Origin of the sequence: Christiangramia sp. 3-2217-3z (assembly GCF_051195275.1) — a bacterium.
Lineage (GTDB): Bacteria > Bacteroidota > Bacteroidia > Flavobacteriales > Flavobacteriaceae > Christiangramia > Christiangramia marina.
The window spans coordinates 199,602-222,241 of sequence record NZ_JBNJLI010000001.1; the positions used below are offsets into that span (position 1 = coordinate 199,602).

The following is a 22,640-nucleotide window of genomic DNA, read 5'->3' on the forward strand; positions in this document are numbered from 1 at the left end:
ACTCCTTAATTTATATGCTTTTGAGCCTTATAAGAGGATCTTACCAGGGCACTACTTTCAACGTGTCTAAAACCTAGTTCAAGACCGTATTCTTCGTAACGCTTGAATTGATCTGGGGTGATAAATTGCTTGACAGGCAAATGCTTTTTACTTGGTTGAAGATACTGTCCAATAGTCACGACATCAACACCTGCACCGCGTAGATCTCTAAGCGTCTGAAATACTTCTTCTTCCTTTTCGCCAAGTCCTAGCATAATTCCCGACTTGGTTCTTCGAATTCCATTATCCTTAAGATACTTTAGAACTGCAAGGCTTCGGTCGTATTTCGCTTGTATACGAACTTCTCTGGTAAGACGCTTAACGGTTTCCATATTGTGGGAAACTACTTCAGGGCTTACTTCGATAATACGATCTATGTTACGTTCATTTCCCTGAAAATCGGGAATTAAAGTTTCCAGTGTAGTTTCAGGATTCATTCTTCGAATCGCTTTGACAGTCTCTGCCCAGATAATTGAACCCATATCCTTAAGATCATCACGGTCCACGCTGGTCACTACCGCATGCTTGATTCCCATGATCTTGATGGATCTGGCAACCTTTTCAGGTTCATCCCAGTCTACAGTTTCTGGTCGGCCGGTTTTAACACCGCAGAATCCACAGGACCTTGTACATACATTCCCAAGAATCATAAAAGTAGCGGTCCCTTCACTCCAGCATTCACCCATATTCGGGCAACTACCAGAGGTGCAAATAGTATGTAGATCGTATTTATCAACCAGGCTTCTTAATTCGGTATATTTCTTACCGGTAGGAAGTTTCACTCGCAACCACTTTGGTTTTGGAGTTCTTTGTGTTTTGGTTTTTACTGGAGCAACGTCTGTATTCATAGCAATAAATCTCTGTTTCAAAGATACAATAATAAGCTGAACTGCATAAATTAGACTCCCGCCGATTCTAATCCTTACTTAGCTCTTTCGGCTTTCAATAATAGCGGCGAGTAACTTCTTGGCACGCAACAGTTTTACCTTAATATTATTCATGGGTTCATCCAGGAATTCTGCGATTTCTTTATATGATTTCTCCTGAAAGAATCTAAGATTGATGACTTCCTGGTAATGAGGTTTCAATTGCTTAATGTCAAAGAGTAATTGCTCTAGATTTTGCTCCTTGATAAGCTTATCCTCAATTCCCGGAGTATCATCTGCGATCTGGTAGACCTGGTCTTCATCCTGCATGGAAGTTTTAGATCTAATAGAAGCTTTTTTCTTTCTTATTTGATCTATATGGATATTCTTGGAGATCGCAATAAGCCAGGTGGCGAAGGAATAATTAACATCAAAAGTTTCTATACGATTAAAAGCTTTAGAAAAGGTTTGAATCGTAATATCTTCAGCTTCATACTCATTTTGGGTCTTTTTAAGCTGAAAACCATAAACATCTCCCCAGAACCTGTCTACCAGGTAATTGAATGCCGACTGACTTCCTTTCTTGGCTTCACTGATTTTCTCAGAGAGCTGACTGGGGTTTACTTCCACTGTCCTGGTTTTGAAATGAGATTGGAGCTAAATATAGCTAATTGGAAAAATATTAAAAATATATCTAAAAATGGATAGAACCAGATGACGTCCTTTTCGTCTAGCTTTTCCGCAGCATTATAATAGACAATTCCGTCAAAGATCAACTTTATAAAAAGAATCGATAGTACGGCGATAGGGAAGATCTGAAGAATTGAAAGTAGAATAAAAAGTAGCCAAAAAAGTAATCTTGCCGAGTAATATACGCCAAGCAGAACCCGGTGTTTCTGTTGGTATTGTTTAACAGTAGAAACGTGTCTGCGTTTCTGTTTTGTCCATTCTGAAAAACTTTTTTTGGGAACACTTCGTGTGATTGAATTTTCAGAAAAACAGATGGCGGTATTTTCATGATTCGCAGCTTCATTAACGAATAGATCATCGTCGCCAGATTTTATGTGTAAATGACTCGCAAAACCTTTCAACTCATAAAACCTCTCAGAGGTGTATGCTAAATTACGGCCAACGCCCATATATGGTATCCCTAATTTTGCATAACTGAAATACTGAATGGCTGTTAATAGTGTTTCGAACCGAATTAACTTATTCAGCAGTGATTTCTTTTGTTTGAAGTAGCCACCATATCCAAGAACGATCTCCTTGGTTGTAAAATGATTTGTCATTTCTGTGATCCATTCCTTAGATTGAGGAACACAATCGGCATCTGTAAATAATAAGTATTTGTTCGAAGCTTTTTTAATACCCAGTGTAAGGGCATATTTTTTATTTGCCCAGAATGCTTCAATATTCTGCACATTTACAATTTTTACTCTTGGATCTATATTCTGAAAATGCTCCATTACTTCCAGACTATTATCTGCGGAAGCATCATTAATAAGGATAAGTTCAAAATCTGGATGATTCTGTTCAAGAATTTTTGGTATGCTGTTCTGAAGGTTCTCTTCTTCATTCTTTGCACACACAATTACTGAAACGGGAAGATTTAATGCTTGTGACTTTTCCGAAGAAGCAGATGTAAATGAAAAAAAACTTAAGTTATAGAGGATATTGATTATACCGGTGAGTATAAACAGGCCAAATAAAATTATCTCCATTTAATCTAGGTAGTCTTGGCGGTATCTGAACAATTTTCCATTTCATCCGGCAACTTACCACAGAAACTACATGGTTCACCAGATTTATTAAGGTATGGATTCTGGCTCGCGCAGGTACCAGCGAACTTTCCATCTTTTTTACCCCAGATTTTAATTGCAATTCCTGCAAATGCAAGACCTAGCAGGACTAAACTGATTATAAATAGTTTCATAGACTTTGGATTCTGTTGCAAAAATAATAATAAAAACAGGCAACTGAAAATTGGTCGTATCATTAGTATATCGTTTACAATATTTAACTAAACTTTAATCGAATAAGTAGCGCTATCAGTTAATTCAGAGATATCTTGCAGCGTTAACCACGAGAAAAACTACAATATGAAATTTAAAATGTTATTTACAACTCTTGCACTTTCAGCAGTCGTTTTCACTTCTTGTGAAGATGGTAATAAAAAAGAGCAGGAAGAAAAAGAGAAAATGGAGCAAATGGAAGCCGAAGAAAGGGAGGCTGAAATGCAAGCTGAGAAGGAAATGCAGGAAATGCAATCCAACAGCATCGCAGCAAAAGCTATGGCTACCGATACTTTAAGTACACTAGTATCTGCTCTACAAGCTGCTGATCTAGCAGAAATGATGAAGACAGAAGAAGGTCCTTTTACTGTATTCGCACCTAACAACGCTGCATTCTCTAAAGTAGACCAGGCAACACTAGAAAGCCTGATGATGGAAGAGAATAAAGATAAACTAGCTGGTGTTTTGAAATACCATGTAGTTGAAGGAGAAGTTATGGCTGCAGATCTTGTAAAAATGATCCAGGATAATGACGGAACTTATGCAGTTTCTACCGTTGGTGGAGGAGAGCTTACAGCATCTTTAGAAGGTGAAAATGTAATTCTTACTGACGAGAATGGAAACAAAGCGACTGTAGTTCAAGCTGATGTTGATGCTTCTAACGGAGTTGTTCACATCATTGATGCAGTAGTGATGAAGAAAGCTTAATTCGACAACGAATTATAAAGAAAAAAGGAGCGCATTTGCGCTCCTTTTTTTATTCAATTATATTGACTTCAGCTTCAAGGGAAATTCCAAACTTCTGAGACACCTTATCCTGAATCATTTTAGCGAGCATTAAAATCTCTTCTCCAGTAGCTTCACCATAATTAACCAGAACCAATGCCTGGTTTTTATGAACACCGGCATCTCCATTACGGTAACCTTTCAAGCCCGATTGATCAATGAGCCAGCCAGCAGGAACCTTTATTTCATCTTCAGATACATGGTAAGAAGGTATTTCAGGATGATCCCGCTGTAATTCTTCAAATTTATTCCTGGTGATCACAGGATTCTTAAAGAAACTACCACTATTTCCGATTTCCTTGGGATCGGGTAATTTTGATCGTCTAATAGTGATAACTGCATTCGAAATATCCTTGATTCCAGGGTTTTTTATTCCCGATTTCTCCAGTTCATTACGAATTGCTCCATAATCCAGATTTAATTGATGATCTTTTTTAGTTAGCCTGAAACGAACAGAGGTAATAATATAAAGACCTTTCAACTCATTCTTGAAAACTGAATTTCGATAACCAAAATTGCAATCTTTACGAGTGAACTCTTTCTCTTCAAGGGTTTGAATGTTCATCGCATGACAACTTACAAAGCTGTCTTTAAGTTCAACTCCATAAGCGCCTATATTCTGGATCGGAGAGGTGCCTACATTGCCAGGAATAAGAGATAGATTCTCTAATCCTCCGAACCCTTTTTCTATAGTATGAAGTACTAATTCATGCCAGTTTTCTCCGGCAGCAACTTCCAGAATTACTTCATTTTCATTTTCTGTTACGACTTCTATACCCTTTAGGGCAATATGAACTACCGTTTTATGAACATCCTGAGTAAGGAGCATGTTGCTGCCGCCTCCAAGAATAAATAATTCGGAAGAATAACTTTTTTTTAGAAGACGTCTCAGTGCGTCAATGCTTGAAACCGATACAAATTTATCTGCCCGAACATCGATGCCGAAACTATTGTAATTCTTCAGTGAAAAGTTACGAATAACCCGCATTAAGCCTTATTGTTATACTGCTTTAACGCTTTCTCAAGAATTACCAGCGCACGCTCAAGATTTTCTTTTTTCAATACATACGCGATTCTAACCTGGTTAAGTCCGGTATTAGGAGTAGAGTAGAATCCTGCAGCTGGTGCAACCATGATGGTTTCATTGTCATCTTCAAAATCTTCCAGTAACCATTTTGCAAAATCATCTGCATTATCGATAGGAAGCTCGGCGATACAATAGAAAGCGCCTTTTGGGTTTGCAACCTTAACACCGTCAATTTTTTCCAATCCTTTTACAAGAAGATCTCTTCTAAAAGTATATTGCTTGATCACCTCGTCAAAATAGCTCTGTGGTGTATCCAGTGCAGCTTCACTTGCAATTTGGGCGAAAGTAGGTGGGCTTAGTCTTGCCTGAGCAAATTTCATGGCGGTAGTGATCACTTCAGTGTTCTTAGACACCATGCAACCAATTCTTGCTCCACACATGCTATATCTCTTTGAAACTGAATCTACCATGATCGCATGGTTCGCCAGCTCAGGAATGCTCATAATTGAATGATGTTTTACACCATCATAGGCGAATTCACGATAAACCTCGTCTGAAACAATAAAAAGGTCGTGTTTTAGTGCAAGATCGGCAAGTTGTTGAATTTCTTCTTTTGTATACAGGTATCCTGTTGGATTGCCAGGATTACATATAAGTATAGCTTTAGTTTTCTCAGTGATCAGTTTCTCAAATTCTGAAATAGGAGGTAATGCAAAACCATCTTCAATTTTGGACTGAATTGGTTTTATAGTTACTCCTGAAGCCGTTGCGAAACCATTATAGTTCGCATAAAATGGTTCTGGAATGATTACTTCATCACCCTGATCTGTGATGCTTCCCATTGTGAATAGAAGCGCTTCAGACCCTCCGGTGGTGATTATGATATCCTGCTTTTCAACGGGAAGAGAGGTGTTTTTGTAATAGGAAGCGAGCTTTTCACGATAACTCTCAAAACCAGCAGAATGACTGTAAGACAGTACTTCAATGTCATGATTTTTTACGGCATCAAGCGCTACCTCAGGAGTCTTAATATCAGGCTGGCCAATATTTAACTGGTATATAACTTTACCCTTTGCAGCAGCTTCTTCAGCATAAGGGACTAATTTTCTTATAGGTGATTCGGGCATTTGCTGCCCTTTATTTGAAATCTTCGGCATGATAGTTCTTTTATAGGTTTGCAAAATTGCAAAAATAAAGCCTGAATCAAGAATAAACAATCCTGAATTATTCTGCTTAAGCCGTTAAATTTCAGCATAAAAAAGCCTCCTGTAAAGGAGGCTTAGGTATTTACTTTTAGAAGTTATCCTTAACTTTCTGTGTCATCTGTTATCTGACCCTTTATTTTCAATGCTTTGATAGGTTCTTCAGCGTTCGAATAAACCGTAACAGTTTTCCTGATATGTCCAACTCTTTTAGTGTCATACTTTACTTCTATCTCACCCATTTCGCCAGGCATGATCGCCTTTTCAGGTTTCTTGGGGATCGTACAACCACAGCTGGATTTCACATCTTCCACGATCAAAGGTTCGTCTCCTACGTTCTTAAATTTGAAGACACGTACTCCATCGCTACCTTTTTTTATAATACCATAGTCGATCGTCTCAGACTCGAACTCGAATTTGGCCGAGTTTTGCGCCTGGGTAGTAGCAAATCCTGCCAGTACGAAAACTACGATTGCAATAAATTTTCTCATAATTCAGTTATTTAATCGAATTAGTAAATATAAGCTGAAAAGGCTTAACTCTCAAAATTTTAATCATTTCAGCAGCTTTCATAATCCTTCATTAATAATTACTTTTGCCATTATTTCAAAAACCAGACCAAGAAATGGCAATTGCTTCACAATACAATGCGAAAAAAGTAGAGGATAAGTGGTATGACTACTGGATGAAGAATAACTACTTTCACTCTGAAGTAGACGAACGCGAACCTTATACTATAGTGATCCCGCCACCTAATGTTACGGGAGTTCTTCACATGGGACACATGCTGAACAATACCATTCAGGACGTGCTGGTTCGTAGAGCGAGATTGAAGGGCTATAATGCTTGCTGGGTGCCGGGTACAGATCATGCTTCCATCGCTACAGAGGCTAAAGTTGTAGCTAAATTGAAGGAGGAAGGTATTGATAAGAATGACCTAAGCCGTGATGAATTTCTACAACATGCCTGGGACTGGACTCATAAGCATGGTGGAATTATTCTACAGCAATTGAAACATCTTGGAGCCTCCTGTGACTGGGAGCGGACTAAGTTTACAATGGACGATAACATGTCTGCTTCAGTGATCAAAGTTTTTGTAGATCTTTACGAGAAAGGTCTTATTTACCGTGGTTACCGTATGGTGAACTGGGATCCTCAGGCAAAAACAACACTTTCAGACGAAGAAGTGAATTATGAAGAGCGTAATGGAAAGCTTTTCTATCTGAAATATAAAGTAGAAGGTAGCGATGATTATCTTACCATTGCTACGACAAGGCCGGAAACCATCCTTGGAGATACCGCAATTTGTATTAATCCTAATGACGAGCGTTTTGCACATCTTCGAGGCAAAAAAGCAATCGTACCAATTTGCAATCGAACTATTCCTATTATCGAGGATGAATATGTGGATATGGAGTTTGGAACCGGATGTTTAAAAGTTACTCCGGCGCATGATGAGAACGATAAAAATCTGGGTGAAAAGCATAATCTGGATGTTATCGATATCCTGAACGATGATGCAACCCTGAACAATTATGGTTTACATTATGAGGGAAAGGATCGTTTCGTTGTTCGTGCAGAGATTGTGGAAGAACTGGAGCTTTCTGGAAACCTTTCAAAAGTGGAAGATCACGTTAATAAAGTGGGAACCAGTGAAAGGACAGGTGCCGTGATCGAACCGAAACTTAGCGATCAATGGTTTCTGAAAATGAAAGAGATGGCGGAACCTGCTATCAAAGCTGTAGTAGGAGATGATATAAACCTGGTGCCAGAAAAGTTTTTGAACACTTATAAGCACTGGATGGAAAACGTTCGGGACTGGAATATCTCCCGACAGTTGTGGTGGGGACAGCAAATTCCTGCTTTTTTCTACGGAAATGGAAAAGAGGATTTTGTGGTAGCTGAAACTGCTGAACTGGCACTGGAGAAAGCCAGGAAAGTTACTCAGAATGATTCACTACAAGCTGAAGATCTTACTCAGGACAAAGATGCCTTGGACACATGGTTCTCATCATGGTTGTGGCCAATGAGCGTCTTTAACGGAATCCTGGAACCGGAAAACAAAGAGATACAATATTACTATCCTACCAATGACCTGGTAACAGCGCCTGAGATTTTATTCTTCTGGGTAGCGCGTATGATCATGGCAGGTTATGAATACCGTGGAGAGAAACCTTTTAAAAATGTATATCTTACCGGAATAGTTAGGGATAAGCAGCGTCGTAAGATGTCAAAATCTCTGGGGAATTCACCAGATCCTCTTGGTTTGATCGAGCAATACGGGGCAGATGGTGTTCGTGTGGGAATGCTATTGAGTTCTCCCGCCGGGAATGACCTCATGTTCGATGAAGATCTGTGTAAGCAGGGTAGTGCCTTTACAAATAAAATATGGAATGCTTTCAGACTCGTAAAAGGCTGGGAGATTTCCGAAGAAATAGAGCAACCGGAAACTGCGAAAAAAGCGATCGAGTGGTATAAAGCTAAATTTCAGCTTAGTCTTAGAGAGATTGAAGACCATTATTCTAAATACAGGATAAGTGATGCGCTTATGTCTACCTACAAGTTAATATGGGATGATTACTGTAGCTGGTTCCTTGAAATGGTGAAACCTGGTTACGGGGATCCAATAGATGCGGTTACTTACAACCAGATCATCGAAATACTTGAGGACAACTTAAAAATACTACATCCATTTATGCCATTCGTTTCTGAAGAGATCTGGCAAACTATTACTGAAAGATCTTCAGAAGAAGCATTGATCATTGCAAAGTGGCCGGAACAAACTTCATTTGATGAAACTATCATCAAGGAGTTCGCACATGCCTCTGAAGTGATTGCAGGAGTAAGAAAGATTAGAAAGGACAAGAACATTGCCTTTAAAAATCAGATAGAATTAATGGCAATGAATAATGAGAATACCAGCAATAGCTTTGATTCTGTTATTGCCAAAATGGGTAATATCTCTAGTTATAATTACGTAACTGAAGCTGCTGTAGGTGCTTTGTCTTTTAGAGTACGAAGCAACGAATACTATATACCTATTGTTGGAGCGATTGATGTAGATGCTGAAAAGGCCAAGATCCAGGAGGAATTATCTTATACTGAAGGTTTTCTGAAATCGGTAGATAAGAAATTATCCAACAAAAGATTTGTAGACAATGCGCCAGAAAAAGTGGTAGCTATAGAAAAGGCTAAAAAAGCAGATGCAGAAGCTAAAATCGAAGCGTTGAAAGCCAGTCTCAAATACCTGAGCTAGATATAAACAAATTAAAAAATAAAAAAGAGGATCATGTGATCCTCTTTTTTTGTTTTATACTAGTTGATCTTACCTATATATTCTTCAACCAGTTCTATATATCTATCTTCTGCTTCCTTCTTACTAAGTTTTCTTACCTGCACCAAAGCATTGATCTTAAAAGCGCTTCTTAGATCGCCCTGATTGCCTGGTGGAATATAGAAACCATTTCTTTCCGTAGCACGCTTGTAAAGTGCGTAGAAATGTAGCATAACATCTGGAGGAAACTGTTCCTCAGTCTTACTGGCCATTTCATAGGCTTTAAGAAATTTCATATTTTCTTCTGCCATGGTGTGGTTATGATACAACATCAGCAATTACGCTTACGCCGCCTTTTACTTTGTCATTAATTCCAACCCTGACCTTGGTCCCAATAGGTAAGAATACATCTACGCGGCTACCAAATTTGATAAAGCCACTATCACTTCCCTGAACTACCTCAGTTCCCTCTTCAGCATAATTCACAATACGTTTAGCAAGTGCTCCCGCAATTTGTCTATATAGAACTTCTCCAGCAACCTCATTTTCTACAACGACAGTAGTCCTTTCATTTTCTTCGCTGGATTTAGGATGCCACGCGACAAGAAATTTACCAGGATGATATTTGCTGAATTTCACTTTTCCTCCAACCGGGTGGCGGGTAACATGCACGTTCAATGGCGACATGAAAATTGAAACCTGTAATCTTTTATCTTTAAAGTATTCTTTTTCAAAAACTTCTTCGATTACTACAACTTTACCATCAACAGGAGAAACTACATGTTCGTTGTTATGAATTGTAGGTCTCTTGGGATTTCTGAAGAACTGAACGATCAATAAAAAGAAAAGTACTGAGGCTACCAGGATGGCAAATTTCAACCAGTAAAGGTCAATTAAGCTATAAGTTACTACGTTGATCGCAATTAGGATCAGCGCAGTCAATATCATTAATTTGTATCCTTCTTTATGAAACATAATTCAATATATATAAATATGCATAGACGAATGGGCTTGCAAATATAATACTATCCAGCCTGTCAAACAATCCACCGTGACCAGGCATCAATTTTCCGCTATCTTTTACGCCAGCCTGTCTCTTAAATTTTGACTGGATCAAATCTCCCAATGTACCGAAAATGCTCAGTATGATAGCCATTCCTAACCATATGAGCGGTGTGTTAAACTTGCTAAAATCAGAGAGAGTTGTGGGAAACAACGGGCTATAATACCATATCGCGTAACTCATAAGGCAGCTAAATACGAGTCCACCTAGGAATCCTTCAACCGTTTTATTCGGACTGATTTTTTCATAAAGTTTATGTTTTCCGAAATTTTTACCTACGAGATAAGCAAATGTATCGTTCGTCCATATCAAAAAGAATATTCCTATAACCAGCTTCGGAATAAATACACCTTCTATCGTAGGAATGAGGGTGAGGAAGATCGTAGAGGAAATAAGATAAAAGATAATGATGATGTATTTCTTCTTTTCGAAAACAGGAATTTTTTTAACGATGATAAGATCCTTGACCAGAAACAGGTTCACAAAAATCGTAATGAAGAGTAACATTACAGTGGCATCCTGGTTAAACTTAAGAAAACTAAATAGATAGAACAGTACCGCCTGTAAAATGAACAAAGCGTAGCTTTTGAGTCGGAGTAGTTTTTGCATCTCAACCAGGCAAACCAGGCTCAATAGGTAAAAAAGAATTATAAATATTAATTCTGAAGAGAGTATCGAAGCAACCAAAATGGCTGTATACAATAGTCCTGATACAGTACGTATAATGGTTTCCTTCATAAATTACAGATCTTCCAGCAGTAGCAGGTATAAGTTCTTCGTACTACTTCCGTAACTCATGAAATCACCTTCTTTTTGAGTTTCAAAATTCTTTATAGTAGTAATGTTTGAAGGGATTTGCTGCTTGTTTTTAAATTTGATACCTCTTAGTCCTTCTCCTATAGTGTCAATTAGCTGACTTGTACTCGAAAGGATGATGAAATTAGCAGGAAGGTCGTGAAGTTTTCTTTCCTTGATCTGGTTGGATGATATTAGAATCGAACCATCGTTGGCAACAAGAAATTCACAAGTTGAAAGATAGAATTCTGCTTTTGCCGAATGATTGAATTCGAGGTTGAAACCTTTGAACTTTTCCTGAAGGTTATCATCAAAGCAACAGCATTCTGTTTCGTACCAATCGTTTTCAAGGAGAATATTATCGAAAGCTTCCTGTACTTCAGTTTCATCAATGCAGTATAAGAATTTCCCCCCGTTATTTTTAAAATTGAGCATAAAACGCTCATCAGTAGGTAATTTTACCTCTGGCATATATTTCCCGCGGTCTGCTTTCTCAGGCGTGTCCTGATCCTGCTCTGCTCTCGCCTTGGGATTAAGAAACCTTTTGAATAGATTCATGGGGTTGGGTTCTGATTCTTAGACATTTTATCAAAGTTAAAAAATCTGAAATTAACCCTTGTTTAATTTCAGATTTTTTAGCTATAGTTCTACACTACTTATTAACCGAATCGGGATCGAGTTGATCATTCGGTTTTGCAGCTGAATCATTGGAGCTAATAGTTTCGTTTGAAACATCGTTCCCCTCTGGAAGTGTGTTGGTTTCTTTAACCGGTTTTCCAATTGGCTCTTCTCTTTCGTAAGGTCTTTTTCCGAAGATCTTTTCAAGGTCATCCTTAAAGATCACTTCCTTGTCAAGAAGAATATCGGCCAGTTGAGAAAGCTTATCCTTGTGCAGTTCCAAAAGATCAATTGCACGTTTATATTGTTCTTCAATAAGATTTGAAATTTCCTTATCAATTAATTCGGAAGTTTTCTCACTATAGGGCTTTGTAAAGTTGTATTCACCCTGTCCTGAACTATCGTAATAGGTAAGATTTCCAACAGCAGCATTTAAACCGTAAATGGTTACCATTGCTCTCGCTTGTTTTGTAACTTTTTCAAGATCACTGAGTGCTCCAGTAGATATCTTGTTGAAAATAACTTTCTCTGCGGCACGACCACCAAGAGCGGCACACATTTCATCAAGCATTTGCTCTGGACGAACTATTAGGCGTTCTTCCGGTAAGTACCATGCAGCTCCAAGAGATTGTCCACGGGGGACGATAGTAACTTTAACCAGCGGGGCAGCATGTTCTAACATCCAGCTTACTGTAGCATGACCAGCTTCGTGGAATGCAATAGCTTTCTTCTCACTAGGAGTAATGATTTTATTCTTTTTCTCTAAACCACCTACGATTCTATCAACAGCATCCAGAAAATCCTGTTTACCTACTGCTTTGTTTCCTTTACGAGCAGCGATCAAGGCCGCTTCGTTACAAACATTCGCAATATCTGCTCCAGAGAATCCCGGGGTTTGCTTCGCTAGAAATTCAGTATCAAGTTCATCTGCAACTCTTTTTAAAGGAGCTAAATGAACTTCGAATATTTCTTTTCTTTCATTTAAATCTGGAAGGTCTACATAGATCTGTCTGTCAAATCTCCCTGCACGCATTAAGGCTTTATCAAGAACATCTGCACGGTTGGTTGCAGCGATGACGATAACATTTGTATTCGTTCCAAAACCATCCATTTCAGTTAACAGCTGGTTCAAGGTGTTCTCTCTTTCGTCATTAGAACCGGAGAAATTACTTTTTCCTCTTGCTCTACCTATAGCATCGATCTCATCTATAAATATGATAGATGGAGACTTTTCTTTCGCCTGTTTGAATAGGTCACGTACTCTGGAAGCACCAACACCCACGAACATTTCTACGAAATCTGAACCAGATAAAGAGAAGAAAGGAACTTTCGCTTCACCAGCAACGGCTTTTGCTAATAAAGTCTTTCCTGTTCCAGGAGGTCCTACTAGTAAAGCTCCCTTTGGAATTTTACCTCCTAATGCTGTATATTTCTCTGGTTGCTTAAGAAAATCTACAATTTCCTGTACTTCTTCCTTGGCACCTTCAAGACCTGCAACATCTTTAAAAGAAGTTTTAACGTCTGTGTTCTGATCGAATAATTTTGCTTTGGACTTTCCTATGTTGAAGATCTGTCCGCCAGCTCCGCCACCACCTCCGGCGCTCATCTTTCTCATGATAAATATCCATACACCAATAATCAAGATGAATGGAAGCAGGGTAAGGAAAAGATCGCCCAGAATGTCGCTGCTCGTATCGTAAGTAACTACCGTCGTTAAATTGTTCTCGTTTTTGATCTCGTCGATGTCGTCTTCAAAATTCTGAAGATCACCAAATTGAAATGAGTAAACCGGAGAATCTCCGCTCGAAAACAGGTCTGGATCGATATTTTTCTTGTGTATTTCTTTCTCTTTTGCTTCCTGAGTAAGAAACACATGCGCTTGATTACGGTTGATGATCTCAACTCTCTCTACATCACCGTTTTTAAGATATTCTTTAAATTCTGCTGGGTTTGTTTTTGCAGGTTCAGAGAAGCCGCCGTTCCCGAACAAATTGAGACCAAGAAATATTATAATGATCGCAGCGTAAATCCAGTAAGCACTGAATTTAGGTTTTCTGGGATCGAGTTTTTTCTTCGCTTTTTGATTCGCCATTATGTCTTGCTAAAAATTAAATTTAATAACTTGTTTGGATAGAAGTGATCTTCGCGTCTCCCCAAAGGCTTTCAATATCGTAAAATTCCCGGATATGCTTCTGAAAAACATGTACAACAACGTTGACGTAGTCCATTAGCACCCATTCGGCATTCTCGCTACCTTCGATGTGCCAGGGTTTATCCTTTAATTCTTTACTAACCGTTTTTTGTATGGAATTGACTATGGCGTTAACCTGTGTGTTTGAAGTACCGTTACAGATTATAAAGTAGTCACAAACTGTGTTTTCAATTTCTCTAAGATCAAGGATATCAATGTCATTACCCTTTACTTCCTCAATCCCTTTAATAATATGTGCAATAAGTTGATCGCTGTTTTTTTCCTTTTCTGACATTAATTTGATTTATTTATGCAAATTTATCATTTTTTGCTCTTTTCGAAGAGATTCTTACAGAAGATTTAACGCCTATATCTCTTATAACTATCATGCGTATAATCAAAGTTGATGCCATTGACTCTACCAACACTTTCGTGCGTAAGTTCTATGACAATAAAGGTCATTTTGAACCTGTGTGTGTGAGTGCAGCTCATCAAACAAACGGCAGGGGGCAGAGAGGTGCTAACTGGGATGTGCAACCCGGTCATAATCTCACTTTTAGTATACTTTACCCACAACGGGAACTCAATATATCGCGATATTTCAATCTCAATATCTGTATATCCCTGGCTATTTTAGAGGTTCTTGGAGCTAAAAATATACCTCATCTCAAGGTTAAATGGCCTAACGACATTATGTCACAAAGAAAAAAGCTCGGAGGAATCCTTATCGAAAATATTGTCAAGACCGAAGGCATTGTCGCAAGTATCATTGGGATTGGTATTAATGTGAATCAAACCAACTTTAATAATCTGCCCCAGGCCACTTCTCTAAAGAATGTCACCGGTATGCACTGGAATGTTGATGAACTGCTTCACGAGCTTTGCGAAACGCTTGATCTACAATTGAAGGCATTAAGTAAAATGAGTACAAAAGAGCTAATGTATGAGTATCAGCAGAACTTATTCCGAAAGGATATCATTTCCACGTTTGAAACTAATGGATCCAGATTTAACGGCATTATAAGAGGGATTACTTCCGAAGGAAAATTGAAAGTAGAGCAGGAAGAAGATTTATTGCAAACTTATGATCTTAAGGAGATCAAATTGCTGTATTAAAAAAGCCGGATTTGAATCCGGCTTTTGTAAAGTTTAGAGCTTACCAATATTCTCCGTAAGAGAATTGATGAACTTCTGCAGCGGGCCTTTGATCATCATTCCCATCATCGCATTAAATTTTCCTACAAAATCCATATGCACTTCACTGCCGTTTTCACCAGCAGAAGCAATATGGGTATTTAAGCTAAATGGAAACTTATCTGAAGTAGATCCAAGAACCACTAATTCCGGTTCCTTTGTTTCTGTGATCTTCAGTTTAATTTCTGGCATACCTTTCAGTTGAAAAATAAAGGTATCTTCAGCAGTAACTACGAACTTTTCCTTGCTCTTAGGCATGATCTCCTCGTAGTTTTCAACATTGGTCAGGAAATTAAACATTTCCTGCTGACTTTTATTCGCTTGTACTTTTTGACTTTCTAATTTCATATTATGGTTTCCAGTTTGCCGGATCTTTTCTCCAGGTTCTAAGAATATCGGCTTCTTCAGTGTTTATATAATTAGTGTTCTGAGCAGTGTCTATCAAATGATCGTAATCGCTCAAAGTGTGTAGATCTATTTTTGCTGCTTTAAAATTTTCTTCGGAAGCATCAAAACCATAGGTGAAAATAGCGAACATCCCTTTAACATTGGCACCAGCTTCTTTTAGTGCGTTAACCGCATTCAGACTGCTTTTACCGGTACTTATAAGGTCTTCGATAACGACAACGCTTTGTCCCTGCTCCAGGTTTCCTTCGATCTGGTTTTTTCTACCATGGCTTTTTGGTTCAGGCCGCACATAGACAAATGGAAGACTCAAATATTCTGCTACCAGCATTCCAATTCCTATAGCACCGGTCGCAACTCCAGCAATAACATCTGCTTTGCCGTATTTCAATTCAATTTGCTTGGCGAAATGCTCTCTAACATAGTTTCTTATGCTAGGGTAGGAAAGAATAATTCTGTTATCGCAGTAGATTGGCGACTTCCAGCCGCTGGCCCATGTAAAAGGCTCTTGCGGTTCTAATTTTATTGCTTTAATTTGCATTAAAAGCTCAGCGGTCTTTTTTGCTGTTTCCTTATTCAAAATCATAGATACAAATGTATAAAGTTTTTGTGAATGATATCCCCATAATAATTTCTACGAGAAAGGATTTTGGAGGAAACTATAAGAACTATCGATTAAAAACAGTTCGTCTTAAAAAAATAGTCCGGAAGATCCTCGATGGCAGACTCACCCACGTAAATCTTTATAATAAGGATGAAACCAAATTGCTGGATCTTCTTCTGAAGAAAATGAAAGTAGTTACTGCTGCCGGTGGTATGGTGATCAACTCAAAGGAAGAAATCCTATTTATCTATCGCAATCATCGTTGGGACCTTCCGAAGGGGAAAACAGAAAAGGATGAAAGTATTGAGGATTCCGCTATTCGTGAGGTAGAGGAGGAGACCGGTGTTCAGGGACTCGAGATCAAACGTTTTATCACCAGAACTTTTCATATTTTCAAAAGAAATGGCAAACTTCGCCTGAAGGAAACTTACTGGTACGAAATGTATACTGAATATGAAGGTGAATTAGTTCCGGAAGCTAAAGAAGGGATTAAAAAAGCTAAATGGAAGAATTATGAGAAGACCCAGAAGGCACTCACCAAATCCTACGCAAATATCTTGATGCTTTTTCCTGAACGTTATTTAGCGGGGCAATCTAAAGATAGGATAGCGTAAATGTGCTTCTTCGTAGTTTGAAGATTGCTTATGCAACCAATCCAGTTGCGCATACCAGTTATTTCTGAAATCTGCGTCTTCCCTTTTCTTTTGATCGAATTCCCTCTGAAGATCAGGATCGTTTTCAAGCAATTCTTTCGCTTTATCTTCGAAAACATAAGGAGAAAAGCCTTCTTTCTGCTGAAGTACGGTATCAAAGAAATTCCAGTTGAAGAAAGAATCTGTCGCAGTAGGTTCCAGAGTTTCCAGAAGATACCGCGCTCCATCCTGAAAAGTAGTTACCAGGAAGTCACCTTTTCTAAAACGAACTTCCTCCGTGGATTTACTCACTTTTGTATTCTGATGTGGGTAATGACCTTCATATGGGTTTTTTGAAGTATCGTAATCCTCAATCTTATAGACTTCAACCTGAATTAGTGTATCACGATCGAACGATTCCATCTTAATATTATTCATTTTCAATCGATCCACAACTTGCCACCAACCCTGGGGAATTACATAAGCTCGTGGGATCTCTACTTCTTCAGTAACCTTGAAATTATCGTAATACTCTATCTCTTTAGTAAATTTTTTATTATCGTCGTACTTCAGGCGTTCGCCACCTGTCACTTCGCTGGCTATTTTTTCAGCTTCATAGCCTTTAAAATCTCTCTTGCTCGGGTTTTCCTCGTCAACTTCAAATTTCAGGTTATAATGCCTGTCTGTTAAATACTTTCTTTTAGCCTGGTTGCGTAAATCCTTGATTCTGGATGATTCTTTGTCCGTGATCCTGATCATGGACTGCATCAATTCGTAGGTTCCATATACCCGCCTGTCATATCTTTTAAGCATATGTGTCTCAACCATCATTCCAAGGGTATTCCACAAAGTGGTGTAACCTGTGCTGTATCTTGGTGAATCCATAAACTGGGAAAAACCTGCTTCAGGAACATCATTGAAGACATTTACATAAGGCGTGATATCCCAATTCTTGTTCTTTAAGGAGTCTTCCAGAGCGGGCATCATGGTTTCATTTAAATATTTACCAAGATTCCCTCCAAGTTTGTCATGCTGAGTGAAAAGGTGTGTAAGTGTATACTGGTAATCTGCGCCATTACTTACGTGATTATCGATAAATACTTCCGGGTCTATGTAATGAAAAATCTCGTAGAAGGTTTGAGCATTTTTGGTATCGGCTTTTATAAAATCCCGGTTAAGATCATAATTACGCGCATTTCCGCGGAAACCGTATTCCTTTGGGCCATTTTGATTGGTTCTTGTGCCGGAGTTACGATTTAGTGCTCCGCCAACATTGTAAATAGGAATGGTGGCAACGATCGTATTCTTTGGTGAGTTAATGGAATCTCCAGCCATATCTCGAAAAAGCATCATGGTCGCATCGATTCCGTCACTTTCTCCAGGATGAATCCCATTGTTGATGAGGATGAAACTGTGCGACTTACGTATTTTGTCCAGGTCAAATTCGCCATCGGCATTGTAAATTGCCAGGTGCAAAGGATAGCCGCTATCTGTGCTTCCAAATTCAATAAGGTCTACGGAAGGATATGCTTCAGCAAGTTTTTCATAATAGCTAATAACTTCCTCGTAGGTGCCAGTTTCCTTACCACCAGATTTTTCGAAACGCGTTTCGAAATCGTAATCCTTAACCAGTTTGTATTTCGAAAAGTCGCAAGAACTAAAGCCGATTGCCAGCCCCAATATCAACCACAATTTTTTCATAAATATTTCTAAAAATGGAAGCGTAAACTTACTCAAAAACTGACACTCTTGCTAAAAATGAGAGCATTTCTAGAAGCTTGCTGGTCGATGTTAAATTAAAACTAATCCCTTCGCCAGTTTCCTGCAGCCATTTAAAACAGGTTATTTTTGTTGAAAACAGAAAGATGAGAAAGAATATAAGAAATCTGTGTTTGGCTGGAACCGTCCTATTTTCGGTAAATATGACCGGTCAGGCTATCGAGAATTTAAGTGAGCAGAAAAAGAATGAATTAGCTCAATCTGGACCAGATATCGTTAAAACGACCGTTGGGGAACTAAAACTACCAGCACCGTTTTCAACTGAATCCGTAAGTAAGAAAAGCAAGCTAGTTGAATGGCCGAAAGGAGAGATGCCTAAGGCACCGGCTGGTTTTAAGGTAACAAAATTTGCCGAAGGCCTTGAACATCCAAGACGAACTTATGTCGCGCCAAATCATGATATTTTCGTGGTAGAGTCTGATGATGCCAAGAAAAGTGCGAATAAGATTACGATGTTTCGTGATAAGGATCAGGATGGAGTTCCCGATGAAAAATACAGTTTTCTTAAAAATCTGAATCAACCATATGGAATGCTGGTGATGGGAGATTGGTTTTACGTAGCCAATGTAGACGGCGTGGTTCGTTTTCCATATAAGGAAGGACAGAATGCTATTGACCATAAAGGGGAAGATGTTTACGCGCTTCCTGCGGGAGGTTATAACCACCACTGGACTAGAAATATGATCGCCGGTCCTGATAATAAGAAGATATACATCACTGTAGGTAGTTCCAGTAATGTTGGTGAACACGGGATGGAGAAAGAAGAACGTAGAGCCAATATAATCGAGATCAATCCTGATGGAAGTGGTGAAAGAATTTATGCTTCTGGTTTAAGAAATCCAGTTGGTGTGGATTGGAATCCAATTACTGGTGAACTTTGGGCAGCGGTAAATGAAAGAGATAAAATTGGTGATAACCTGGTGCCAGATTATGTGACCAGTGTGAAGGATGGTGGTTGGTATGGATGGCCATATTCTTACTATGGTGATATCAAAGATCCAAGATGGGCCAATGATCCACATGATGAATTGGTAGAAAAGGCTATTATTCCAGATGTGCCAGTGGGTGCTCATACTGCATCACTTGGATTGACTTTTTATACTCAAGAAGCATTTCCAGAGAAGTATCATAATGGAGCGTTTGTAGGGCAGCATGGATCATGGAACAGATCGAATTTTGCAGGATATAAAGTGGTATTTATTCCATTCGATGAGAACGGAATACCGCAGGAACCGGAGGATTTCCTTACTGGTTTTATTGCCAGCGACGATTCTAGCCAGGTTTATGGTAGGCCAGTTGGTGTAACAACGCTTCCTGATGGATCGCTGCTTGTGAATGATGACGACGGAAATACAATTTGGAGAGTCTCCGCAGAATAATTAGAAAATTTGAAGAAACTACATTTAGTCCTTACTTTCTTGCTATTCACCTCTGCTATAGTAAATTCTCAGAATTTTAGCGCGAAAGTGAAGGACTCCGAATCTGGAGAATTTCTGAATGACGTAACGGTAACTGCCTTAAGATCAGGTAAAATCCAGGTAACAGATACTAATGGATATTTCAGTTTTGACGGAATCAGTTTTCCGTTGAAGCTGAAGTTCTCATTTATAGGCTATAAGACCTCTACTGAAATTTTTGATGCTTCAGAAGAAGGAAAAATTATCAAACTACAGCGAGATATTGATGTGCTGTCTGAAGTTGTTTTACGTAGTTCCAATATTCCGCAGAAATTATTGAAGGAATCAGCTGCGGTGAGTGTGCTTTCAGCAGAAGATCTTAAGAGAGTTGATGATTTTAATCTGGTGCAAATTCTCAATTATGTGCCCGGTGTTTTTGTTAGCCTGGGTGCGCTGAATACCAATAAGATCGATATTAGAGGAATTGGTGCTCGTGCTCAATATAGTACCAACCGCATCAAGGCTTATATCAATGGAATCCCGCTCACAACTGCGGAGGGCGAGCTAACGCTGGATGATTTTGACAATTCATACCTTGACCGGATCGAGATCTATAAAGGTCCGGTTTCATCAATTTTTGGAGCTGGATTAGGAGGTGCCATCCATCTTTATACTCAGCGAAACAGGCAGGATCAACGCTCTGTAGAGACGAGTTTTAGCTACGGAAGTTTTAATACCATGAAAACGGGTGTGAATGTGAGCTATGTAGAAGATAGTCTTGATATTGCGATCAATTATAATAAACTGGATAGCGATGGGTATCGTGATAACGGTGCTTACGATCGAAATTCATTCGTGGTAACAGCTGGTTTGCTAAATAAAAACGGAAATCGCTGGGATCTTTTCTATAATTATACCAATCTAAAAGCCTATATTCCCAGTTCTCTGAATCTGGATGATTTCCTGAACTCACCCACAAAGGCTGCTTTTACATGGGCAAGTGCTGAAGGTTATGAATCTTATGATAAGAATATTCTTGGTTTAGCATATACTCATAACTTTTCTGAAAACTGGAAAAATCAAACCACCGTTTTTCTGAATTCTCGTGATGGATACGAACCACGACCATTTGATATTCTTGATGAAGACAGGAATTCTATAGGTCTGCGAACCAATTTTAATCACGAAACTGCAATCGCCAGTATGCCTGCGAAAGTCAGTTTTGGAGCTGAAGGGATGCTGGAGTTCTATGAAGTTCAAACTTTTCAGAATTTGTATCAGGATTTTGAGAATCAAGGCAGTGTTCAGGGAAACAGTCTAAGCAATAATGAACAGGATCGAAATTATATCAATTTCTTTGGTCAGGTTCAGCTGGAATTAAGCTCAAAATTGACTGCCGATCTTGGAATGAATTTTAATACTACTTCCTACGATCTGCAGGATAATTTTAATCAGGATTCAGAAGATCAGTCCGGGGATTATAGTTTTGATGCAGTACTTTCTCCTAGACTGGGATTAAGCTATGAAGCTTTTGGTGGAAAGCACTTCTATGCTTCAGCAAGTCATGGGTTTTCTACTCCTACGGTAGCGCAAACCTTAACTCCGGAAGGAAATATCAACACCAATCTTCAAACAGAAACTGGCTGGAACTACGAAATAGGCTTTAAAGGTAACTGGCTTGAAAACAGGTTATATACTGAAGTGAACGCTTATTCTATACAGATTCGGGATCTTCTGGTAGCCAGAAGGATCGACCAGGATCGATATGTGGGAGTCAATGCAGGAAAGTCTGATCATTATGGGCTGGAATTTACTTCAGTCTACCAAAAGCTAATTTCGAATGATCTCTCATTGAACTTTATGCTGAATGCAAATCTTACCGATTATACGTTTGATAAATTCGTGGATCTTGGTGAAAATTATTCTGGAAACCAATTACCAGGTGTTCCGGAATATATGGTGACACCAACTATTGGATTCTATTATAAGGACTTTTCAGCAAATATAAATTACCAGATGTTTGGAGAAATGGCGTTGGATGATTCAAATTCCGGATATACTGAAGCTTACGAATTGCTGAATTTCAGAATGAATTACAATACAAAACTAACCAGTTACTTGCAGGCAGGTGCGAGCTTTGGAATCAATAATATCACAGATGAGCTTTATGCTTCAAGTATTGTAACTAACGCGGTAGGTTTTGGAGGTTCTGCACCACGTTATTATTACCCGGGAATGCCAAGAAATTATTACGCGGGTCTAAATTTGAAATTAAGCCTTTAAGAAGACTGGGTTTTTACGACTTCAGGAACCATGAATTCATAACTTCCACCGTGACGCATCACATCTCTTACCACGGTGGAAGAAATATGAGCGAGGCCAGAACTGGATATTAGAAAAATGGTTTCGATACCAGACATTTTGTAATTAGTTTGTCCAATCGCTTTCTCAAATTCAAGATCCTGGGCATTACGCAAACCTCTTAAAATGAATTCTGAGTTTTTGGATTTGCAATAGTCTACGGTAAGTCCGCTGTAAGTTTCTACAAGTACTTTAGGTTCGTCTTTATAAGTTTCTTTTAGAAAATGCAATCTTTCTTCCAGGCTGAACATATATTTTTTACTGGAATTAGTGCCTATAGCCAGAATGATCTTGTCAAAAAGAGGCAAAGCTCTATCGATAATATCTGTATGACCTAAGGTTAGCGGGTCAAAACTACCTGGGAAAACTGCTATTTTCATAATTCGCGATTTAAT

The 22,640-nt window shown here is 38.8% G+C and carries 23 protein-coding genes; 6 read left to right on the forward strand and 17 right to left on the reverse strand.

Features of this window, described 5'->3' with window-relative positions:
* Positions 1–5: 5 nt before the first annotated feature.
* From lipA to ACSHZO_RS00975, 4 genes are all read right to left on the reverse strand, one after another.
* Complete coding sequence (gene lipA / locus ACSHZO_RS00960) at positions 6–887, reverse strand: lipoyl synthase (protein WP_141876943.1); 882 nt, start codon at positions 885–887, stop codon at positions 6–8.
* A gap of 78 nt (positions 888–965) precedes the next feature.
* On the reverse strand, positions 966–1,535 hold the full coding sequence (locus tag ACSHZO_RS00965) for an RNA polymerase sigma factor (protein WP_298246265.1): 570 nt from the start codon (positions 1,533–1,535) through the stop codon (positions 966–968).
* Positions 1,526–2,626, reverse strand: a complete 1,101-nt coding sequence (locus ACSHZO_RS00970; RefSeq protein ID WP_298246266.1) for a glycosyltransferase — start codon at positions 2,624–2,626, stop codon at positions 1,526–1,528. Before ACSHZO_RS00970 ends, ACSHZO_RS00965 begins: the two co-directional genes overlap by 10 nt.
* Before the next feature lie 5 nt (positions 2,627–2,631).
* Positions 2,632–2,838, reverse strand: coding sequence for a membrane or secreted protein (locus ACSHZO_RS00975; protein WP_141876946.1), 207 nt, complete (start codon positions 2,836–2,838; stop codon positions 2,632–2,634).
* A 166-nt stretch (positions 2,839–3,004) separates the two neighbouring features.
* Here ACSHZO_RS00975 and ACSHZO_RS00980 point away from each other — a divergent pair, with 166 nt between their 5' ends.
* Positions 3,005–3,625, forward strand: a complete 621-nt coding sequence (locus ACSHZO_RS00980) for a fasciclin domain-containing protein (protein ID WP_295178843.1) — start codon at positions 3,005–3,007, stop codon at positions 3,623–3,625.
* 49 nt (positions 3,626–3,674) lie between these two features.
* On the opposite strand, the gene murB is transcribed toward ACSHZO_RS00980, so the two are convergent.
* From murB to ACSHZO_RS00995, 3 genes are all read right to left on the reverse strand, one after another.
* Complete coding sequence (murB, locus tag ACSHZO_RS00985) at positions 3,675–4,691, reverse strand: UDP-N-acetylmuramate dehydrogenase (RefSeq protein ID WP_298246267.1); 1,017 nt, start codon at positions 4,689–4,691, stop codon at positions 3,675–3,677.
* Positions 4,691–5,887: a pyridoxal phosphate-dependent aminotransferase gene (locus ACSHZO_RS00990; RefSeq protein ID WP_298246268.1), complete on the reverse strand. Its 1,197-nt coding sequence runs from the start codon at positions 5,885–5,887 to the stop codon at positions 4,691–4,693. Before ACSHZO_RS00990 ends, murB begins: the two co-directional genes overlap by 1 nt.
* A 149-nt stretch (positions 5,888–6,036) precedes the next feature.
* The gene (locus tag ACSHZO_RS00995; RefSeq protein ID WP_298246269.1) at positions 6,037–6,423 is read right to left on the reverse strand and encodes a DUF1573 domain-containing protein; all 387 of its coding nucleotides are present in this window, start codon (positions 6,421–6,423) and stop codon (positions 6,037–6,039) included.
* Positions 6,424–6,557: 134 nt separating this feature from the next.
* On the opposite strand from ACSHZO_RS00995, the gene ACSHZO_RS01000 reads away from it, so the two are divergent.
* A complete protein-coding gene (locus ACSHZO_RS01000) occupies positions 6,558–9,188 on the forward strand; it encodes a valine--tRNA ligase (protein ID WP_298246270.1) in 2,631 nt (876 codons plus the stop codon).
* Positions 9,189–9,247: 59 nt separating this feature from the next.
* Here ACSHZO_RS01000 and ACSHZO_RS01005 read toward each other — a convergent pair whose 3' ends face one another.
* From ACSHZO_RS01005 to rsfS, 6 genes are all read right to left on the reverse strand, one after another.
* The gene (locus ACSHZO_RS01005) at positions 9,248–9,502 is read right to left on the reverse strand and encodes an acyl-CoA-binding protein (RefSeq protein ID WP_298246271.1); all 255 of its coding nucleotides are present in this window, start codon (positions 9,500–9,502) and stop codon (positions 9,248–9,250) included.
* A 22-nt stretch (positions 9,503–9,524) separates the two neighbouring features.
* Positions 9,525–10,181: a phosphatidylserine decarboxylase family protein gene (locus tag ACSHZO_RS01010; protein ID WP_298246272.1), complete on the reverse strand. Its 657-nt coding sequence runs from the start codon at positions 10,179–10,181 to the stop codon at positions 9,525–9,527.
* Positions 10,171–11,007: a phosphatidate cytidylyltransferase gene (locus tag ACSHZO_RS01015; protein WP_141876954.1), complete on the reverse strand. Its 837-nt coding sequence runs from the start codon at positions 11,005–11,007 to the stop codon at positions 10,171–10,173. Before ACSHZO_RS01015 ends, ACSHZO_RS01010 begins: the two co-directional genes overlap by 11 nt.
* A gap of 3 nt (positions 11,008–11,010) precedes the next feature.
* Positions 11,011–11,622 carry an LUD domain-containing protein gene (locus ACSHZO_RS01020; RefSeq protein ID WP_298246273.1) on the reverse strand — a complete coding sequence of 204 codons (612 nt, stop codon included), beginning with the start codon at positions 11,620–11,622 and terminating at the stop codon, positions 11,011–11,013.
* A 94-nt stretch (positions 11,623–11,716) separates the two neighbouring features.
* A complete protein-coding gene (gene ftsH, locus ACSHZO_RS01025; protein WP_298246274.1) occupies positions 11,717–13,774 on the reverse strand; it encodes an ATP-dependent zinc metalloprotease FtsH in 2,058 nt (685 codons plus the stop codon).
* Positions 13,775–13,796: 22 nt separating this feature from the next.
* On the reverse strand, positions 13,797–14,168 hold the full coding sequence (gene rsfS / locus ACSHZO_RS01030; RefSeq protein WP_141876957.1) for a ribosome silencing factor: 372 nt from the start codon (positions 14,166–14,168) through the stop codon (positions 13,797–13,799).
* Between the two features lie 92 nt (positions 14,169–14,260).
* Here rsfS and ACSHZO_RS01035 point away from each other — a divergent pair, with 92 nt between their 5' ends.
* Positions 14,261–14,989, forward strand: coding sequence for a biotin--[acetyl-CoA-carboxylase] ligase (locus tag ACSHZO_RS01035; protein WP_298246275.1), 729 nt, complete (start codon positions 14,261–14,263; stop codon positions 14,987–14,989).
* A 33-nt stretch (positions 14,990–15,022) separates the two neighbouring features.
* Here the strand turns inward: ACSHZO_RS01035 and ACSHZO_RS01040 are convergent, their stop codons facing one another.
* On the reverse strand, positions 15,023–15,415 hold the full coding sequence (locus tag ACSHZO_RS01040) for an SRPBCC family protein (RefSeq protein WP_298246276.1): 393 nt from the start codon (positions 15,413–15,415) through the stop codon (positions 15,023–15,025).
* A gap of 1 nt (position 15,416) precedes the next feature.
* A complete protein-coding gene (pyrE, locus tag ACSHZO_RS01045) occupies positions 15,417–16,058 on the reverse strand; it encodes an orotate phosphoribosyltransferase (RefSeq protein WP_295178870.1) in 642 nt (213 codons plus the stop codon).
* 8 nt (positions 16,059–16,066) lie between these two features.
* On the opposite strand from pyrE, the gene ACSHZO_RS01050 reads away from it, so the two are divergent.
* Positions 16,067–16,690, forward strand: coding sequence for an NUDIX hydrolase (locus ACSHZO_RS01050; protein WP_295178872.1), 624 nt, complete (start codon positions 16,067–16,069; stop codon positions 16,688–16,690).
* Here ACSHZO_RS01050 and ACSHZO_RS01055 read toward each other — a convergent pair.
* Complete coding sequence (locus ACSHZO_RS01055; protein ID WP_298246277.1) at positions 16,658–18,409, reverse strand: M14 family metallopeptidase; 1,752 nt, start codon at positions 18,407–18,409, stop codon at positions 16,658–16,660. The genes ACSHZO_RS01050 and ACSHZO_RS01055 overlap by 33 nt on opposite strands.
* Before the next feature lie 164 nt (positions 18,410–18,573).
* On the opposite strand from ACSHZO_RS01055, the gene ACSHZO_RS01060 reads away from it, so the two are divergent.
* Positions 18,574–19,866 (forward strand): PQQ-dependent sugar dehydrogenase, encoded by a 1,293-nt coding sequence (locus tag ACSHZO_RS01060; protein ID WP_435066423.1) that lies wholly within the window; start codon positions 18,574–18,576, stop codon positions 19,864–19,866.
* Positions 19,867–19,875: 9 nt separating this feature from the next.
* Positions 19,876–22,167, forward strand: a complete 2,292-nt coding sequence (locus tag ACSHZO_RS01065; RefSeq protein ID WP_298246278.1) for a TonB-dependent receptor domain-containing protein — start codon at positions 19,876–19,878, stop codon at positions 22,165–22,167.
* Here ACSHZO_RS01065 and coaD read toward each other — a convergent pair.
* A complete protein-coding gene (gene coaD, locus ACSHZO_RS01070) occupies positions 22,164–22,625 on the reverse strand; it encodes a pantetheine-phosphate adenylyltransferase (RefSeq protein ID WP_298246279.1) in 462 nt (153 codons plus the stop codon). The two genes, ACSHZO_RS01065 and coaD, sit on opposite strands and share 4 nt — an antisense overlap.
* Positions 22,626–22,640: the final 15 nt, after the last annotated feature.

What these genes read in the sequence shown, in the direction of transcription:
- lipA (WP_141876943.1), bottom strand. Translation starts at nt 887, where the DNA reads ATGAATACAGACGTTGCTCCAGTAAAAACCAAAACACAAAGAACTCCA.
- ACSHZO_RS00970 (WP_298246266.1), bottom strand. Translation starts at nt 2,626, where the DNA reads ATGGAGATAATTTTATTTGGCCTGTTTATACTCACCGGTATAATCAAT.
- ACSHZO_RS00975 (WP_141876946.1), bottom strand. Translation starts at nt 2,838, where the DNA reads ATGAAACTATTTATAATCAGTTTAGTCCTGCTAGGTCTTGCATTTGCA.
- ACSHZO_RS00980 (WP_295178843.1), top strand. Translation starts at nt 3,005, where the DNA reads ATGAAATTTAAAATGTTATTTACAACTCTTGCACTTTCAGCAGTCGTT.
- murB (WP_298246267.1), bottom strand. Translation starts at nt 4,691, where the DNA reads ATGCGGGTTATTCGTAACTTTTCACTGAAGAATTACAATAGTTTCGGC.
- ACSHZO_RS00990 (WP_298246268.1), bottom strand. Translation starts at nt 5,887, where the DNA reads ATGCCGAAGATTTCAAATAAAGGGCAGCAAATGCCCGAATCACCTATA.
- ACSHZO_RS00995 (WP_298246269.1), bottom strand. Translation starts at nt 6,423, where the DNA reads ATGAGAAAATTTATTGCAATCGTAGTTTTCGTACTGGCAGGATTTGCT.
- ACSHZO_RS01000 (WP_298246270.1), top strand. Translation starts at nt 6,558, where the DNA reads ATGGCAATTGCTTCACAATACAATGCGAAAAAAGTAGAGGATAAGTGG.
- ACSHZO_RS01005 (WP_298246271.1), bottom strand. Translation starts at nt 9,502, where the DNA reads ATGAAATTTCTTAAAGCCTATGAAATGGCCAGTAAGACTGAGGAACAG.
- ACSHZO_RS01010 (WP_298246272.1), bottom strand. Translation starts at nt 10,181, where the DNA reads ATGTTTCATAAAGAAGGATACAAATTAATGATATTGACTGCGCTGATC.
- ACSHZO_RS01015 (WP_141876954.1), bottom strand. Translation starts at nt 11,007, where the DNA reads ATGAAGGAAACCATTATACGTACTGTATCAGGACTATTGTATACAGCC.
- ACSHZO_RS01020 (WP_298246273.1), bottom strand. Translation starts at nt 11,622, where the DNA reads ATGAATCTATTCAAAAGGTTTCTTAATCCCAAGGCGAGAGCAGAGCAG.
- ftsH (WP_298246274.1), bottom strand. Translation starts at nt 13,774, where the DNA reads ATGGCGAATCAAAAAGCGAAGAAAAAACTCGATCCCAGAAAACCTAAA.
- rsfS (WP_141876957.1), bottom strand. Translation starts at nt 14,168, where the DNA reads ATGTCAGAAAAGGAAAAAAACAGCGATCAACTTATTGCACATATTATT.
- ACSHZO_RS01035 (WP_298246275.1), top strand. Translation starts at nt 14,261, where the DNA reads ATGCGTATAATCAAAGTTGATGCCATTGACTCTACCAACACTTTCGTG.
- ACSHZO_RS01040 (WP_298246276.1), bottom strand. Translation starts at nt 15,415, where the DNA reads ATGAAATTAGAAAGTCAAAAAGTACAAGCGAATAAAAGTCAGCAGGAA.
- pyrE (WP_295178870.1), bottom strand. Translation starts at nt 16,058, where the DNA reads ATGATTTTGAATAAGGAAACAGCAAAAAAGACCGCTGAGCTTTTAATG.
- ACSHZO_RS01050 (WP_295178872.1), top strand. Translation starts at nt 16,067, where the DNA reads ATGTATAAAGTTTTTGTGAATGATATCCCCATAATAATTTCTACGAGA.
- ACSHZO_RS01055 (WP_298246277.1), bottom strand. Translation starts at nt 18,409, where the DNA reads ATGAAAAAATTGTGGTTGATATTGGGGCTGGCAATCGGCTTTAGTTCT.
- ACSHZO_RS01060 (WP_435066423.1), top strand. Translation starts at nt 18,574, where the DNA reads ATGAGAAAGAATATAAGAAATCTGTGTTTGGCTGGAACCGTCCTATTT.
- coaD (WP_298246279.1), bottom strand. Translation starts at nt 22,625, where the DNA reads ATGAAAATAGCAGTTTTCCCAGGTAGTTTTGACCCGCTAACCTTAGGT.